This is a genomic window from Catellatospora paridis (assembly GCF_009720365.1).
In the GTDB taxonomy this organism is placed as follows: Bacteria; Actinomycetota; Actinomycetes; order Mycobacteriales; family Micromonosporaceae; genus Catellatospora; species Catellatospora paridis.
The window spans coordinates 42,023-57,598 of the sequence record NZ_WBZD01000021.1; the positions used below are offsets into that span (position 1 = coordinate 42,023).

Sequence of the window (15,576 nt, forward strand, 5' to 3'; positions counted from 1 at the left end):
CGATTCGCTCGCCGCGCTCGCTCATGCCCCGATCAGCGGCGCGGCCACCTCGTGCCCGGCGAGGGGGCCGCGCCGTGTTGTCAGGGTTGACCTGGAGCGCACTCCAGCTTCTAACGTGGTCGGAGTACGCGATCGAGGAGGCAGGACATGAAAACCGTAGAACTCGGGCGCACCGGCGAGCAGGTCAGCCAACTGGCGCTCGGTGCCATGATCATGGGTACCAGCACCGACGAGCCCACCTCCGTCGAGATGCTCGACCGGTATCTCGACGCCGGCGGCAACTTCGTCGACACCGCCAACTGCTACTGCTGGTGGTCGCGCGAGGGCAGCCTCGGCGGGGAGAGCGAGGAACTGCTCGGCCGCTGGCTCACCGGCCGCCGGGACCGGGTCTTCCTAGCCACCAAGGGCAGCGCCATGGTCGGGGACCAGCAGGGGCTGTGGCACGACGGGCAGCCGGACTGGCCGCTGGCCCGCACCCGGTTCGAGGGCGCCGGCGCGGTGACGCTGACCAAGGCCATCGACGACAGCCTGCGGCGGCTGCGCACCGACCACGTCGACCTCTACTACGTGCACGTCGACGACCGGGCCACCCCGCTGGAGGAGACGCTGGAAGCGCTCGCCGGCATCGTGGCCGCGGGCAAGGCGCGGCACATCGGCTGGTCGAACGTGCGCACCTGGCGGCTGGAGCGGATCCGGCAGCTGTGCGCGGCCAACGGCTGGCCCGCCCCGGTCGCCCTGCAGCAGCAGCACACCTACCTGCGCCCGAAGGCGGGCCTGGACTCCGCCTCCATCGTGGACGACGAGCAGTTCGACTACCTGCGCGAACACGATGACCTGTCGCTGGTGGCGTACTCGCCGATCCTCAAGGGGGTCTACGATTCTGCGGCCAAGCGGGCTGGGCACTGGGCCATGGAGAACTACGAAGGCCCCGATGCCCAGGTGCGGCTGGCCGCGGTCGCGCAGGTGGCCGCCGAGATCGGCGTCACGCCGAATCAGGTGGTGCTGGCCTGGCTGCTGCGCCAGTCGCCGACGATGATTCCACTGGTGGGTCCGCGCACGCTGGAGCAGTATGAGACGGCGCATGCCGCGCTCGACGTCGTGCTCTCCGACGAGCAGGTCGCGCGCCTGGATGCCGCCGGGGCATGACGTGTCGGGTTGTCGTGGCTGGCGCCGGACGCGTACTGTCGTCTGCCGCTGGGGAAACACGGCGGGTGTGCGCGTCGTTGCGTCACCAGAGGCCAATTCAACTGTGAGGAGCTGGTATGGGCGAGCGCGTGCTGCGGGGAAGCCGACTTGGCGCCGTCAGTTACGAGTCTGACCGCAACACCGAGTTCGCGCCCCGGCAGACCCGTGAGTTCTCGTGCGTCAACGGGCACCGGTTCGAGGTGCCGTTCGCCGTGGACGCCGAGGTGCCCTCGACGTGGGAGTGCAAGTTCGACGGCGCAGTGGCGCGGCTGGTCGACGGCACGGAGCCGGAGCAGAAGAAGGTCAAGCCCCCGCGTACGCACTGGGACATGCTGCTGGAGCGCCGCTCGATCGAGGAGCTCGAGGAGATCCTGAACGAGCGCCTGGCCGAGGTGCGCACCAAGCGCGGTCGCTGACCCCCCGATACCGCCGATGCCGGCGCCGGTCTCCTGGACCGGCGTCGGCATTCGTGTTCCCCGATCCGGACCACGACAATGCGGCGCGGCACGGCGGGCCGGTCGGGTAGCGTCCCGGCGCATGTACGAGCTGCAGCGGCTGACCCCCGCGCACGCCCCGGCGCTGCTGGCGTTCGAGACCGCCAACCGGGCCTGGTTCGCGCGTACCATCGCCGACCGGGGCGACGACTACTTCGCGCAATTCCCCCTGCGGCACGCGGCGATCCTCGCCGAGCAGGCGGCGGGGCTGCACCATTTCCACGTCGTGACCGACCCGGCCGCGACGATCGTGGGCCGGGTCAACCTCGTCGACGTCGCCGGCGGCCGCGCCGAGCTCGGCTACCGGATCGCCGAGAGCGCGTCGGGCGCGGGTCTGGCCACGGCGATGGTGGCGCAGGTCTGCGCGCTGGCCGCGGGCGAGTACGGGCTGACCGGCCTGACCGCGGTGACGACCTTCGACAATGCCGCCTCCGCCGCGGTGCTTCGCCGCAACGGCTTCATCGTCGATGAACCGATCACTCTCGGTGACCGTCCGGGCATGCGGTACGTCCGTGACCTGCTGATCTCAGCCGGCTGAGACTCCGCGACGGGTCCGTGGTCACCCACGGCGACCTCGAAGACTTTCCCGCGCCGCCGCGGCGCGGTAATCTGCCAGGCGGCCGCGCCCGTGCAGAGTTCCCCCTCACCCCTGGCGGCCGCCGCCGCGTGCCCGGCTGTTGCGCGGCGGACGACGGAAGGATCCTGTACGTGCCTGCCCCGGTGCGCCGCCCCCGCCCTGCGTCCCTGCTCGCCCTGCTCGTGGCCGCCGTGTTGCTGGTCGCCGGCTTCGGGACGCCCGCCAACGCCGAGCCCAACGAGATCCCGTCGACCAAGGTCGCCCAGGCGCGCCAGAACCTGGAGAGCGCTGCGGGGCAGTACATAGAGGCCGAGGCGGCGATGCTCAAGGCCAAAAAAGAACAGACCACCATGAACCAGACGCTGCTGGCGGCGGAGAACCGGTACACGCGGGTCCGGGCGAGCGTGGCCAAGTACGCCGCCGATGCGTACAAGGCCGGACGGCTCGGCGTCATCGGCGTGATGCTGAACGCGAACACGTCCGACGAGTTCCTGGCCCGCTCCGCGGCGCTGGAGAAGTTGACCGCCCGCGACGAGGCCCGCATCAGCGAGCTGGTCCAGGTCAAGAAGGAGATCTCCGCCGCCAAGGCCGCCGTCGACGCCTCCGTGCAGGAGCAGGCCAAGCACTTCGCCGAGATGGCGAAGCTGCGCAAGGCCGCCGACAAGGCGCTCAGCGCGCTCGGCGGCGAGGCCACCCGCGGCTGGGTCGACCCGAACTCGCCGCTGGCCATTCCGGCCAAGCGCAACTCGGACGGCACCTGGCCCAAGGAGGTGTGCAGCATCGACGACCCCACCCGCAAGACGGTGGCGGGCGCCTGCATCACGCCGCGCACGCTGCACGCATACCAGCAGGCCCAGAAGGACGGGTTCAAGCGGTACACCTCGTGCTGGCGCCCCGGCGACATGTATGAGCACCCCAAGGGACGTGCCTGCGACTTCTCGGCGGCGGCGGGCGGCTTCGGTGGCACGGCCGGCGGCGCCGACCGGACCTACGGCAACAAGCTCGCCGCGTACTTCGTCAAGAACGCCAGCGCGCTCGGGGTCATGTACGTCATCTGGTTCTGCCAGGTGTGGACCGCCACCGGCGGCGGCTGGCACAGATACTCGCCGACCGGGTCGAGCTGCGGTGACTCGCCGTCCGCCGACCACACCGACCACGTGCACCTGTCGGTGTACTGACGCGGGCGCTGATCTCCGCCAGGCGAGCGGGCACGGCTCTCGCGTGGACAGATTTTCTCGCGTTGGGTGTAATGGCGCGACCGGTAGCGGGACTTATCAGCGAGACACCGCTACCTCGGGAGGCAGTCATGCGGTCAGACACGTCCCTCGCCAGGGCCGCCGCGGCAGGCGACCGCGAGGCGTTCGACCGGCTCTACCGCCTGTACCGGCCGGGCCTGCTCGGCTTCGTGTTCCGGCAGGTCGGTGACCGGCACACCGCCGAGGACGTGGTGCAGGAGGCGTTCCTGGTCGCCTGGCGCGACCTGGCCAAGCTGCGCGACCCCGACGTGTTCCGGACCTGGCTGTTCTCCATCGCGTACCGGCGGGCGAGGTCGGTGGCGGCCCGGGTCGCGCCCGCGCCGCTGCCCGATCCGGCGCTGCTGGTCGACGACAGCCCCGGCCGCCACCCTGAGCAGGCCGCCGAGCAGCGGGAGGCGTACGAGCTGGTCTGGGCCGCCGCGCACGGGCTCGAACCACGCCAGCGCGCGGTGCTGGAGCTGAACGTGCGGTGGGAGCTGTCCAGCCGCGAGATCGGCGAGGTGCTCGGTGTCGGCACCGCGCACGCCGCGGTGCTGGTGCACCGCTCGCGCGCGGCGCTGGGCAGCGCGGTGCGCACCGTGCTCATCGCCCGCCGGCACGGCCGCTGCGCCGGGCTCGACGCCATCGTGCACGGCAGCAGGCGGTTGACCTCCCGGGAACGTTCCCAGGTCGACCGGCACGTGCGCGGCTGCGACCGGTGCCGCCGCCTGTCCGCCCGCAACGGCGCGTACGCCGTGCTCGCCGCGCTGCTGGCGCTCACCGACGGGCCGGTGCCGGGCGGCTCGGCGCAGACCAGCCCGGCGGCCGCGATCGCCGCCGCGGGCGCGCGCGGGATGCGCCTGCCCGGCAAGCTGGCGCTCGGCTCGGCGGCCACCGTGCTGGCCGCGACCGGCGTGTACGCGCTGGTCCCGGTGGTCGGCGAGGGCCCGGACGTCGACCGGGCCGGTAGCGCCGCGGCCGCCGTCGCGGCGGGTGTCGCCCCGGGGGCCGCGTCGCCGTCGGCCTCGATCTCGGCGGCGGGCTCGCCCTCGGCTGCTCCGGTGAGCCCGTCGGCCTCGCCGTCCGCCGTCGCGTCGGCGCGGCCCAGCCCTACCAAGGCCGCCCCGGTGACGCTGGAGGCGCAGATGCTGGCACTGGTCAACCAGGCCCGCAAGAGCGCGGGCTGCGGCGCGCTGCGCGCCGAGCCGAAGCTGGACAATGCCGCCCGGCTGCACAGCGCAGACATGGCCAAGCGCAACTACTTCTCGCACACCACCCCGGACGGGGTCAGCCCGTGGGACCGGGCCAAGGCGGCCGGCTACGACCAGCCGTCGGCGGAGAACATCGCCGCGGGCAACGCCACCGCGAAGGCGACCATGACCCAGTGGATGAACTCGCCCGGCCACAAGGCGAACATCCTGAACTGCTCCTACAAGGCGATGGGCGTGGGCCGGGCGACCGGCGGCTCCTACCGCTACTACTGGACCCAGATGTTCGGCTTCCGCTGACGAGAACGCATTGGGCCTAGGCGATAACACTGGGATACCCTCGAGGAGGGCCGGGCGCGTGCTCGCGCCGTCCTGGAGGCGCACCGGGAGCGCAAGCGGATGCCCGGCGGTCCCGGACAGCGAGCCGCGTGAGCATCGGCCTGATCCTGGATCCTTCTGCCCTGCTGCTCCATCTGCGGCTGGAGCGCGTGTCGATCGGCGAGCTGATCAGCGAGGTCATCGACGCCGACCAGCTGGTCGGCGTGCCTGCCCTCGCCGTGGTGGTCGTATGGCCGGACCTGGACGGCGACGACCTGGCGCGCGTGGAGCGGATGCTCTCGTGGGACGACAGCGGCATCGTGGTGCTGCCGCTGACCGGAGACGCGCTGCTCGACCTGCATCGCACGATGCCGCTCGTGAAGGGCGGCCAGGGCGTCGCGCACGCCGTGGTGGAGGCTCGTCGCTACGGGTGCCTGCTGGCCACCGACCGACCCGGCGACTTCGGCGATGCGGTGGACCCGGACGACCTGGTGGAGCTGTCCTAGCCGCGCACGATGGCTGATCCCCGGCGCGGTGACCTTCGCCGCATCGTGGCGGACCCCGGCATGCGGCCGCCTAGGCTCGCGTCATCGGATCATGAGGATCCGGGTGGCGGCGACCTGTCGGCGTCGACCGGCCCGGGGAAGGCGCGACAAGGATGCAGACGACGCTGACCGTCGGCGAGGCCGTGGTGGTGCTGCTGGCCGGGATGGCCGCGGGCGGGATCAACGCGGTGGTGGGCTCGGGCACGCTGGTGACCTTCCCGGTGCTGCTGGCCCTGGGCTACCCGCCGGTCGTCGCGAACGTCTCCAATACTGTCGGCCTGGTGCCCGGCTCGCTGTCGGGGGCGTACGCCTATCGCAAGGGCCTGGCCGGGCACGGCCCGCTGCTGTTGCGCCTGGGCACCGCCTCGGTGCTGGGTGCGCTGCTCGGCGCGGTGCTGCTGCTGTGGCTGCCGCCGGGCGCGTTCAACGCCATCGTGCCGGTGCTGATCGGCCTGGCTCTGGTGCTGGTGATCCTGCAGCCCCGGCTGGCCCGGTCACTGGCTCAGCGGCGCCCCGACAACGAGCGGCGTGTGGGGCCGTTGCTGCTGCTCGGCGTGTTCGGCGCGGGTGTGTACGGCGGCTACTTCGGCGCGGCCCAAGGCGTGCTGCTGCTGGGGCTGCTCGGGGTGCTGCTCTCCACCGACCTGCAGTGGGTCAACGGCATCAAGAACCTGCTGGCGGCGCTGGTGAACGGGGTCGCCGCGGTGCTGTTCATCGCCCTGGGCATGGTCGCCTGGCAGCCCGCGCTGCTGATCGCCGCGGGTTCGGTCGTCGGCGGCCTCGTCGGCGGCCGCTGGGGTCGCCGCCTACCCCCGACCGTTCTGCGCATCCTCATCGTCGTCATCGGCCTAGCCGCCATGATCCAGCTGCTTACCTGAGGTCAGGCGCGGGCGGCGGCTTTGCGGGCGCGGTAGGCGGTGACGGCGGCGCGGTTGCCGCAGCCGGCGTCGCAGAAGCGCTTCGAGCGGTTCTTGGACAGATCGACGACCACGTTGCCGCAGTCGGGGTATTCGCAGACGCGCAGGCGGCTGAGCTCGCCGCTGCGGACCACGTCGACGAGCGCCATCGCGGCCTCGACCGCCAGGCGGGTGGCCAGCGGCGCGTCGGAGGGTGTCGCGTGCAGGTGGTAGTCCCACTGGTCGTGCTTGACGAGCTGGGGGAGCGCGTTCGACTCGCGTAGCAGCGCGTTCACGATCTGCACGACCTCGTCCTCGTCGGCCTCCCACACCCGGCGCAGCCGTGGGCGCAGGTCCTGCACCGCGCGCAGCTCGGCGGTGGTGTGCTCGCGGGCGCCGGTCCACTCGTACGTCTGGACGAAGTCGTCGAGCGCGGCCAGGTCGGGCAGCTTCTCGCCGTCCGAGCCGGTGGTGTTGACCAGTGCTGCGGCGGCCACCAGCGCTACTTCAGTGTCATGGGCAAAAAGCATCTTGACTCCTGTCACCCATCGGGCTAATGTCATCAGCATAGCGGTGTTTTGCTCATTACGCTTCTTGCAGTCTCCGAGGTGAGTTCCATGCAGACCCAACGCTCCGCCGGTGTCGGCCTCGGTCTGGCCCTGCTGTCGGCCGCAACGTTCGGCACGTCGGGCACCTTCGCCCGATCCCTGATCGAGGCGGGCTGGTCGGCCGAGGCCGCGGTGGCCGCACGAGTGGGCGCCGCCGCCCTGATGCTGGCCGTGCCGACCGTCCTCGCGCTGCGCGGCAAGTGGCACGTGCTGCGCAGCAACCTGGGTTCGATCGGTGTCTTCGGGCTGCTCGCCGTCGTCGGCGCGCAGGTCGGTTTCTTCAACGCCGTCCGCTACCTGCCCATCGGCATCGCCCTGCTCCTGGAGTACCTGGGCATCATCCTCGTCGTGTTCTGGATGTGGGCCCGGCACGGCCAGCGACCGCGCCGGCTGACCCTGGCCGGGTCGGCGGCGGCGATGCTGGGGCTGTTCTTCGTGCTCGACGTGACCGGCGGCGGCAGCATCGACCCGGTGGGCGTGCTGTGGGGCCTGGGCGCGGCAGTGGGCCTGGCGGCCTACTTCGTGCTCAGCGCGCGGGTCGACGAGCGGCTGCCGTCGGTGGCCATGGCCAGCAGCGGCATGGCGATCGGCGCGGTGGTCCTGCTGGCGCTGGGCGCGTTCGGCGCGCTGCCGCTGCGGGCCACCTTCGGCGACGTCACGTTCGCGGGGGAGCGGATGAGCTGGCTGGTGCCGATCGTCGGGCTGTCTCTGGTGGCCGCGGTGATCGCGTACGTCTCCGGCATCGGCGCGGCGCGGATCCTGGGTGCGCGGCTGTCGTCGTTCGTCGGGCTGACCGAGGTGCTGTTCGCGGTTCTGATCGCCTGGCTGTTCCTGGGCGAGCTGCCGGTGCCCGTGCAGCTGCTCGGCGGCGCACTGATCATCGGCGGCGTGGTGCTGGTGCGCGTCGACGAGCTGTGGTCCGCGCCGTCCGTGCCGGACCAGGTCGTGCCCGCCGCCGAGCCGGCGCTCGCGGGCCAGGGCCGCTAGCGCGTCGCGGCAGGTCGGGGCCGCATACCCGAACGGTTTGGATGGGAAGGGCACCTTCTGCAACGCAGAGCGTTGTGAAGGTGCCCTTCCTCTCTCAGGGTTTGGGGTGGGCCAGGAAGAAGTCCCAGGTGAGGGCGGTGGCGTCGGGGCCGGCAGGGTCGCCGTATAGGCTGCAGGGGCAGCCGCCGGGGTAGGCGTGCCCGGCACCGTCGATCATGTACTGCTCGACGAGGGGCTGCCCGGACGTGGTGCGGTAGATCAGGCGGGTGAAGGTGCGGCCGCCGGGGACCTGGCCGGTCAGCATGGTGTCGGCGACCGGGTCGGCGCCGGCGACGGTCGTCCACTGCTCGGCGATGCGGTATGCCGTGGACGGCGGCACGACGAGGTCGGCGGTGCCCTGGAAGATGATCGCGGGCACGGGGCGCGCCCGGCTGCCCATCTCCTGCAGCGCCCTGCGGCCGGACTCCCGCGCGGTCTGCAGTTGCAGCACGTCGCAGTCGTACTCGCAGCCGGCCATCACGGAGACGGACGCGAACAGGTCCGGATAGGTCACCGCCATGATGTTGGCCATGACGCCGCCCGCGGAGACGCCGGTGGCGTGAATGCGCCTGGCGTCGACGGTGTACTGCGAGCGCATCCGGTTGGTGATGCCGGCGATGATGGCGGGCTCGCCGAAGCCGCGGTGCTGGTTGGTCTCCAGGAACCAGTTCCAGCAGGTGGCGGGGTTGACCACGTTGCTCTGGTCGGGGAAGACGACGATGAAACCGCGCGCTTCGGCCTCGGCGCTCCAGCCGGAGAGCAGGTCGAAGCCCACGTCGTTCTCGGTGCAGCCGTGCAGGGCGACCAGCAGGGGCATGGGCGTGCCGGGACGGTACGACGACGGCACGTAGCCGTGGTAGTCGCGGGTGCCGTAGATGCTGGCGTAGACGCCGTGGAAGAACCCGCCCGCGGCGTGTGCCGGGGCGGGCACCACCGCGAGCTGCGCCAGGAGCAGCGCGAGTGCGGTGGCGAGGCGGCGGAGCGGTGGAACGGCGGTGCGGTCCGGGGACGGGACAGACATGGCGCGCTCTCCTCTCGATTCCGGTGCCAACCAATCGATTGATTGGGTAGCAGGATTGCTAGCGACTATGCGCTCAGTCGGTTACGGTGTCAACCAATCGTTCGATGGGTAGAGGAGTGCATGTGACGACGCCCCGGTGGGAGCCGCGGCGGCTGAGCGCCGTCGCCGTCGAGCTGCCCGAGGGGGTCACCCCGCCGGGCACCCGCGGGCGCATTCTGCTGTCGGCGCTGCGGCTGTTCGCCGAGTACGGCTTCCACGGCACGTCCATCCGCGACCTCGCCGGGGCGGCCGGGATCAACTCCGCCACGCTGTACGCGCACTTCCCAGCCAAGGAGCACGTGCTCGCCGAACTGGTCCTGCTCGGGCACACCGAACTGCACCGCCGCCTGCAGCAGGCGCTCGTGGAGGCCCCGCCGGGGCCCGCCGCGCAGCTCGCCGCGCTGGTGCGGGCGCAGGTCGCCGCGCATGCCGACTTCCCGCTGCTGGCCCTGGTCGCCAACGCCGAGCTGCACGCGCTGTCCCCGGAACGGGCCGCACCCGCGCTGGCGCTGCGCGAGCAGTCCCGCGAACTCGGCCTGCGGGTGCTGCGGCTGGGCGTCGCGCAGGGCGTGTTCCGCGTCGCCGACCCGCTGCTGGCCGCGACCGCGATCGGCTCGATGGGCATGCAGGTCGCGCACTGGTTCGGCCCCGACCAGCCCTACACCCGAGACCAGGTCGCCGACACCTATGCCGGGTACGCCCTCCAGCTCGCCGGAGCGGCCGAGCACGTCCCCACGACGGCCGCCCGCCCGGCGGAAGTTCCCGCGAGTAAGACCGCCCGCCCCGCCCCCGTGAAGGAAGGCTGACCATGCGCTCGATCGAGATCCCGGTTTCCGGTGGTTCGCTGCACGCGCTGCGCTTCGGCGACGGCGCGAAGATTGCGCTCGCCGCGCACGGCATCACCGCCTCGGCCATGTCGTTTCGCACCGTGGCCCGGCATCTTCCGGCGGACTGGAGCCTGGTCGCGGTGGACCTGCGCGGCCGCGGCGGCAGCGCCGGCCTGCCCGGCCCGTACGGCATGGACGCGCACGCCGCCGATCTCGCCGCGGTCGCCGAGCACCTGGGCGCGCCGGTCGCGCTGACCGGGCAGTCGATGGGGGCGTACGCCGCGCTGCGTGCCGCCGTGCGGCAGCCCGAGCTGTTCGACCGGCTGGTGCTGGTCGACGGGGGGCTGCCGCTGCCGGTGCCGGCCGAGTTCGACCCGGACCAGCTGCTGGAGCTGACCATCGGCCCCGCCGTGGCCCGCCTGCGCGAGACCTACCCGTCGGTGGACGCCTACGTCGCCTTCTTCCAGGCGCACCCGGCGCTGGCCGGGGACTGGAACGACGACATGGCCGGGTACGTGCGCTACGACGCGGTCGGCGAGCCCGGCGCGATCCGCTCCCGCACCCGCTCCGAGGCCGTCTACGCGGACGGCCGGGACCTACTGGTCAACGGCTCCGCGTTCGGCGACGACCTGGTGAAACTGACCCTGCCCGCGACCCTGCTGTACGCCCCGCGCGGCATGTTCGGGCAGGAGCCCGGCATGCTGCCGCAGCCGGTGGTGGGCCACTGGGCGGCGCAGGCTCCGTCGCTGCGTCCGGAGCTGGTCGCCGACACCAACCACTACACGATCCTGATGACCGATCGCCCCGCGGCGCTCATCGCCCAGCGCCTCACCGAGCAGTCCTGACGGCGGCGGAGCGGCTCCAGACCCGCTGTTATCACTGAATGAGATGCCCTTTTGACGGATAGTCACCAGAGCTAGAGTGGAAGGCCGCTGAGCTGGGGGTCCCGTCATGGGAGCTGAGATGCGTGCCGAATCCGCCGGGATAGGCCGCTCGAGCGGCCGAAGATGACCAAACGGTTTCGCCCGACGCGCGGGCGGGTGGTGGCGCTCCGGTCGTCGCTGCCCGCAGTGCTGCGTGCGCCGCTGGCCCGGGTCGGTCCGCGCCTGACCGTGGCGTTCCTGGGGGTCGCGCTGCTGCTGCCACTGGTCGGCCTGGTCGCCATTCGGGAACAGCACGCGTCCAGCCTGCGGGCGGCCCGGATCGAGGCCCAGAACGTCGCCGAGCAGGTCGCGCACCTGGTCACCCAGCCCGCCGCGCCGGGGCGGCCGCTGCTCTACCAGCAGCCGGCGGGTCTGCAGCGGTACGTCAGCCGGGTCAACCGCGACGGCAACCGTGATCTGGAGATAGTCGGCCTGAACCGGCGCGTGCTGGCCGACGCGATCCCGGCCAACCGGGGCCGGTTGTTCGCCGACGACCGTGGCGGTGAGGTCGCCGCCACCATGCGCGACGGGCGACCGCGCGCGTTCCGCGAGCTCAGCGTCGACTACCCGGCCGGGATCGAGCTGATGGCGGTGCCGATGCGCGCCGCCCAGGACAAGATCGTCGGGGCGGTGCTGCTGGAGTACACCCCGCTCTACCGCCAGCTGCTGGCGGGCGGCGGCGAGACCCGCCAGATCATCGTGGGCGCGTGCCTGGCCGGGATGGGCGCCGCGCTGGCGCTGGGCTATCTGCTGTCCCACGGCCTGGTCCGGGACCTGCGCCGCCTCACCCGAGCCGCGGACCTGCTGGCCGCCGGGGACGGCAGCGCGCGAGCCGCGGTCGGCGGCCGAGGCGAACTGGGGGACCTGGCTGCGGCCTTCAACAGCATGGCCGACCGCCTCGCCGTGCAGCGGGCCACGCTCACCGAGCTGGCGGTACGCGACCCGCTCACCGGCCTGCACAACCGGCGCTCCTTCGAGGACCGGCTGAACGCCGCGCTGTCCCAGGCCGGGCGCGCCGAGTCCGCGGTGTCGCTGCTCATGCTGGACCTGGACCACTTCAAGGCGGTCAACGACCGGCACGGCCACCCGGCGGGCGACCAGGTGCTGCGTACGGTGGCGGCGCTGCTGGTGCGGGAGTTGCGGGGGGTGGACGTGGCGGCGCGGCTCGGCGGCGAGGAGTTCGGGGTGCTGCTGCCCGGCATCGGCCACCGGGACGCGGTCGCGGTCGCCGAGCGGCTGCGGGTCGCGATCGCCCGTTGCCCGGTGGTGCACGCGGGAGTCACCATCCAGGTGACCGCGAGCTTCGGCGTGGTCTGCTGGCCCGGGCACGGTCGAACCGCAGACGAGCTGCTCGGACGCGCCGACGACGCGCTCTATCGGGCCAAGCGCGCCGGGCGGGACCGGGTCAGCGGGCCGCCCCGGCCACCGCAGCCGGCGCAGCGGTGAACCCGGCGGCCGTTTCCGTTGGGAAAACGTGATCAAAGCGGGGACCCGGACGGCACTACGATGCGAGCGTGTTTCACGTTCCCCGCGCCCGAAAGCCGTACCCGCTGCTCGCCGCAGCCATCGTCCTGCTGCTGCTCGGCGCGGGTGTGGCCGGGGGCGTCGGCGACGCGCTCGGCCTGAGCCACACCCCGGCCGCCGTGCCGCGCGAGGACCCGGTCGCCGCCCCGCAGCGCGAGGTCGCGCCCGCGCCGCCGGTCACCGCCATCTCCGTGCCCGCTGACCTGCGCCTGACCAAGGCGGCTGCCGCGGTCGCCGACGCGCTCGCTGCCCGCGGCCTGCCGCGCCCGGTGATCACCACCGCCGCCGGGCCGGTCACGACGCCCACCCAGCCCGGTGCTGCCGTGCCCGCCGCCACCACGCCCGCGACTCCCGCCGCGCCCCCGCCCGCCGGCGTGACCACGCTGCGCGTGGGCGTGCTGGCGACGCTGGCCGCCGCGCCGGACTCCTACCGGATCACCACGCGCGGCGCGGAACTGGCCGTGGAGGGCGCCGACGTCGCCGGGACCGCCGACGGGCTGTACCGGATCGCCGACCGGATCCGGTCGGGCGTCGCGGTCGTCCCCGCCGGGGACGACGGACGGGTCGTCACGCCGCGCCTGGGGCTGCGGCTGACCGACGCCGGGTCGGTCGGGCGCGAGCCGGACGCGGCCGTGTTCGGCGCGGGCGACGACTACAACCTCAACACCGACGTGGTCGGCGAGGCCCTGCTGCCGCGGGCGCCGTGGGTAGACCCGGCCGCGGTGGCGCGCATCGACTCGCAGTTCCGGCAGTTCGTGGACCACTCGGCGGCGCAGGGCTACAACGGCGTGGTCGTGCCGGGCTTCCTGGAGTACGTCACGTTCGCCAAGGTCGGCGACGGCCGCGCCGTCTACCCGGCCGGGGACACCCACGTCGACCGGGCCAGGGCGATGGTCGCCGCGTTCGGGCCGGTCTTCCGGTACGCCGAGGACATGGGCATGAAGGTCTTCCTGCTCACCGACATGCTCGCGGTGTCGCCGCCGCTGGAGGCGTACCTGCAGCGCACCGTCGGTGGCCTCGACGTCGCCGACCCCCGGCTGTGGGCCGTCTACCAGGCGGGCCTGGCCGAGCTGTTCGAGAGTCTGCCGTTCGTGGACGGGCTGATGGTGCGCATCGGCGAGGGCGGCGAGGTGTACGCGCAGAACGGCTGGGACTACTCGTCGCGCCTGGCGGTCACCACCGACGCCGCGGTGCGTGCGATGCTGCGGGCGCTGCTCGACACGGCGGGCCAGGCCGACCGGGAGGTCATCTTCCGGACCTGGACCGTCGGCGTCGGCGCGGTCGGCGACCTGCACACCAATCCCGAGTCCTACCGGCAGGTGCTGGGCGGGTTCGACGACCCGCACCTGATCGTGTCCACCAAGTACACCCTCGGCGACTTCTACAGCCACCTGCCGCTCAACGCGACGCTGCTGGCGGGCGAGCACCGCAGGATCGTGGAGTTCCAGGCGCGGCGGGAGTTCGAGGGCTTCGGGTCGCTGCCCAACGACCTCGGTGTGCTGCACCGGCAGGCGCTGCGCGAGTTCCTGGCCGCGAACCCGATGGTCGAGGGCGTCTGGAACTGGACCCAGGACGGCGGACCGCTGCGCGCCGGGCCGATGTCGCTCTACCTGCGCGAGGGCTTCTGGCAGCTGTACGACCTCAACACGTACGCCGTGGCGCGGCTGGCCTGGGATCCGGACGCCGACCCGGCGCAGTTCACCGCGGACTGGGCGTACCGCACCTTCTCCGGCGACCCGGCCACGGTCGCGGCGATCGGGCGGGCCATGGCGCTGTCCCGGGAGGCGCTGACCAAGGGGCTGTACCTCGGGCCGTACGCGGACCGGACGGTCAAGGCGCTGGGCCTGGAGCCGCCGCCGATGATGTGGATCTTCGAGTGGGACATCGCCACCGGGGACTCGGCGGCGCTGGACAGCATCTACGCCGTCACCGGCGGCCGCGTCGACCAGGCGATCGCCGAGGGCGAGCAGGCCGTCGTGCTGGCCCGGCGCATGCGCGACCTGGTCGCCGCGACCGACCCGGCGTCCTGGCGCGATCCGCGGTTGCGCGAGCACTTCACCAGCACGCTGGACTACCAGGTGAACCTGTTCGAGACGCTGGGCGCGTACCGGACCATGGTGCTGCGCCACGCGCAGTGGCTGGACACCGGGGCGCAGGCCGCCTACGACGGCTGGCGGCAGGCCGAGACCGTGTACCGCGGCGCGCGCGACGTGCACGCGCAGCGTTACGGCGGGGACCTGGACGTGCCCGCGTACAACTTCACCGCCGCGGACCTCGGCGCGGTGCGGGCCGACCGCGACCCGGCGATGGCCTGGGCCGCCCGTGCCTTGCTGGCGCTGATCCTGCTCGTGTTCCTGCTCGGGCTGCGAGGACGCGGCCGAGGCGGCCGGGCCGCGCGGGCCCTGCTGCTCGGCGCGGTGCGCCCGTGGCGGGTCGCCCGGCTGGATTCGCCGCCGTCGCGGCTGGACCGGGTGCTGGTCTGGCTGGTGCCCGCGGTCGTGCTGGTGGCGAGCCGGGCCGTGTACACCTGGTTCGCCGCCCCGGCGCACCTGCTGGTGACGCTGGGCGGGTGGCTGCTGTTCGCGGCCGTGGCCCGCCTGGTGGTCGGCCGCCGCGACCCGTTCCACCTGTGGGCCGTCATCGGCGGTGTCGCGCTGCTGCGCAGCGTGCTCCTGCTGGCGGCGCTGGCCGGGCGGGGGCCGGGCAAGTACTGGTTCGCCTTCTGGACCTCGCCGACCCTGCGCTCGGTCTACGTCACGGTCGCGTTCGCCGCGTTCTGCTGGCTGTTCGTGGCCACCGCCGTCGTCCTGCGCGACCGGTACGGCCTGCTGCGCCGCCGCGCCGTCGGCCTCACCCTGGTCGCGGCCGGTGTCCCGCTGGGCCTGATCGGCGGCCTGATCGCGGCCGTCGGCCTGGAACGGGCCCTCACCGTCTGGAACGACCAGATGGCCCTGCTCCCGTGGGGCCTGTCCCGCATCCTCGGCATCACCGTCTACCTCGGCATCCCCGCCGACCTGCCCCTCTACGCCGCCGTCGCGGGCCTCGCCCTCATCGCCTGCGGCCTTCTGCTCTCCATCGGCCGCACCCGCCGCCCCGCGTGAAAGGAAGGGCACCTTCACATCGCCATGCGATGTAGAAGGTGCCCTTCAC

14 protein-coding genes are annotated in these 15,576 nt (G+C 72.8%); 12 read left to right on the plus strand and 2 right to left on the minus strand.

All coding sequences use genetic code 11. The annotated features are described in order from the left end of the window. Nucleotides 1-147 precede the first annotated feature (147 nt). From F9C41_RS34130 to F9C41_RS34160, 7 genes are all read left to right on the plus strand, one after another. Nucleotides 148-1,146 (plus strand): aldo/keto reductase, encoded by a 999-nt coding sequence (locus F9C41_RS34130; protein ID WP_155390976.1) that lies wholly within the window; start codon nucleotides 148-150, stop codon nucleotides 1,144-1,146. A gap of 116 nt (nucleotides 1,147-1,262) precedes the next feature. Beyond that, nucleotides 1,263-1,601: an RNA polymerase-binding protein RbpA gene (locus tag F9C41_RS34135; RefSeq protein WP_120319291.1), complete on the plus strand. Its 339-nt coding sequence runs from the start codon at nucleotides 1,263-1,265 to the stop codon at nucleotides 1,599-1,601. A gap of 121 nt (nucleotides 1,602-1,722) precedes the next feature. Continuing rightward, entirely contained in the window at nucleotides 1,723-2,217 is a 495-nt protein-coding gene (locus F9C41_RS34140) for a GNAT family N-acetyltransferase (RefSeq protein ID WP_155390977.1), read from the plus strand. Between the two features lie 170 nt (nucleotides 2,218-2,387). Next, the gene (locus F9C41_RS34145) at nucleotides 2,388-3,434 is read left to right on the plus strand and encodes a coiled-coil domain-containing protein (RefSeq protein WP_230690218.1); all 1,047 of its coding nucleotides are present in this window, start codon (nucleotides 2,388-2,390) and stop codon (nucleotides 3,432-3,434) included. A gap of 128 nt (nucleotides 3,435-3,562) precedes the next feature. Continuing rightward, nucleotides 3,563-4,999: a sigma-70 family RNA polymerase sigma factor gene (locus tag F9C41_RS34150; RefSeq protein ID WP_155390978.1), complete on the plus strand. Its 1,437-nt coding sequence runs from the start codon at nucleotides 3,563-3,565 to the stop codon at nucleotides 4,997-4,999. A 128-nt stretch (nucleotides 5,000-5,127) separates the two neighbouring features. After that, the gene (locus tag F9C41_RS34155) at nucleotides 5,128-5,523 is read left to right on the plus strand and encodes a hypothetical protein (protein ID WP_155390979.1); all 396 of its coding nucleotides are present in this window, start codon (nucleotides 5,128-5,130) and stop codon (nucleotides 5,521-5,523) included. 152 nt (nucleotides 5,524-5,675) lie between these two features. Continuing rightward, nucleotides 5,676-6,440 (plus strand): sulfite exporter TauE/SafE family protein, encoded by a 765-nt coding sequence (locus tag F9C41_RS34160; protein ID WP_155390980.1) that lies wholly within the window; start codon nucleotides 5,676-5,678, stop codon nucleotides 6,438-6,440. Between the two features lie 2 nt (nucleotides 6,441-6,442). Here F9C41_RS34160 and F9C41_RS34165 read toward each other — a convergent pair whose 3' ends face one another. Beyond that, on the minus strand, nucleotides 6,443-6,988 hold the full coding sequence (locus tag F9C41_RS34165) for a CGNR zinc finger domain-containing protein (RefSeq protein WP_155390981.1): 546 nt from the start codon (nucleotides 6,986-6,988) through the stop codon (nucleotides 6,443-6,445). A gap of 87 nt (nucleotides 6,989-7,075) precedes the next feature. Between F9C41_RS34165 and F9C41_RS34170 the strand changes: the two genes are divergently transcribed. Further along, a complete protein-coding gene (locus F9C41_RS34170; RefSeq protein ID WP_155390982.1) occupies nucleotides 7,076-8,053 on the plus strand; it encodes an EamA family transporter in 978 nt (325 codons plus the stop codon). A 94-nt stretch (nucleotides 8,054-8,147) separates the two neighbouring features. On the opposite strand, the gene F9C41_RS34175 is transcribed toward F9C41_RS34170, so the two are convergent. After that, on the minus strand, nucleotides 8,148-9,113 hold the full coding sequence (locus F9C41_RS34175) for an extracellular catalytic domain type 1 short-chain-length polyhydroxyalkanoate depolymerase (protein WP_155390983.1): 966 nt from the start codon (nucleotides 9,111-9,113) through the stop codon (nucleotides 8,148-8,150). Between the two features lie 122 nt (nucleotides 9,114-9,235). Here F9C41_RS34175 and F9C41_RS34180 point away from each other — a divergent pair, with 122 nt between their 5' ends. The 4 genes from F9C41_RS34180 (at nucleotide 9,236) to F9C41_RS34195 (ending at nucleotide 15,527) form a co-directional block, all read left to right on the plus strand. Then, the gene (locus F9C41_RS34180; RefSeq protein ID WP_230690219.1) at nucleotides 9,236-9,958 is read left to right on the plus strand and encodes a TetR/AcrR family transcriptional regulator; all 723 of its coding nucleotides are present in this window, start codon (nucleotides 9,236-9,238) and stop codon (nucleotides 9,956-9,958) included. Between the two features lie 2 nt (nucleotides 9,959-9,960). Continuing rightward, nucleotides 9,961-10,824: an alpha/beta hydrolase gene (locus tag F9C41_RS34185; RefSeq protein ID WP_155390985.1), complete on the plus strand. Its 864-nt coding sequence runs from the start codon at nucleotides 9,961-9,963 to the stop codon at nucleotides 10,822-10,824. A 162-nt stretch (nucleotides 10,825-10,986) separates the two neighbouring features. After that, nucleotides 10,987-12,348, plus strand: a complete 1,362-nt coding sequence (locus F9C41_RS34190) for a GGDEF domain-containing protein (RefSeq protein WP_155390986.1) — start codon at nucleotides 10,987-10,989, stop codon at nucleotides 12,346-12,348. A 68-nt stretch (nucleotides 12,349-12,416) separates the two neighbouring features. Then, nucleotides 12,417-15,527 carry a hypothetical protein gene (locus tag F9C41_RS34195; RefSeq protein WP_155390987.1) on the plus strand — a complete coding sequence of 1,037 codons (3,111 nt, stop codon included), beginning with the start codon at nucleotides 12,417-12,419 and terminating at the stop codon, nucleotides 15,525-15,527. The last annotated feature ends 49 nt before the right edge of the window (nucleotides 15,528-15,576 follow it).

Coding starts and splice junctions, on each gene's coding strand:
- F9C41_RS34190 (WP_155390986.1), top strand. CDS start 10,987: ATGACCAAACGGTTTCGCCCGACGCGCGGGCGGGTGGTGGCGCTCCGG.
- F9C41_RS34170 (WP_155390982.1), top strand. CDS start 7,076: ATGCAGACCCAACGCTCCGCCGGTGTCGGCCTCGGTCTGGCCCTGCTG.
- F9C41_RS34150 (WP_155390978.1), top strand. CDS start 3,563: ATGCGGTCAGACACGTCCCTCGCCAGGGCCGCCGCGGCAGGCGACCGC.
- F9C41_RS34160 (WP_155390980.1), top strand. CDS start 5,676: ATGCAGACGACGCTGACCGTCGGCGAGGCCGTGGTGGTGCTGCTGGCC.
- F9C41_RS34140 (WP_155390977.1), top strand. CDS start 1,723: ATGTACGAGCTGCAGCGGCTGACCCCCGCGCACGCCCCGGCGCTGCTG.
- F9C41_RS34130 (WP_155390976.1), top strand. CDS start 148: ATGAAAACCGTAGAACTCGGGCGCACCGGCGAGCAGGTCAGCCAACTG.
- F9C41_RS34135 (WP_120319291.1), top strand. CDS start 1,263: ATGGGCGAGCGCGTGCTGCGGGGAAGCCGACTTGGCGCCGTCAGTTAC.
- F9C41_RS34175 (WP_155390983.1), bottom strand. CDS start 9,113: ATGTCTGTCCCGTCCCCGGACCGCACCGCCGTTCCACCGCTCCGCCGC.
- F9C41_RS34185 (WP_155390985.1), top strand. CDS start 9,961: ATGCGCTCGATCGAGATCCCGGTTTCCGGTGGTTCGCTGCACGCGCTG.
- F9C41_RS34165 (WP_155390981.1), bottom strand. CDS start 6,988: ATGCTTTTTGCCCATGACACTGAAGTAGCGCTGGTGGCCGCCGCAGCA.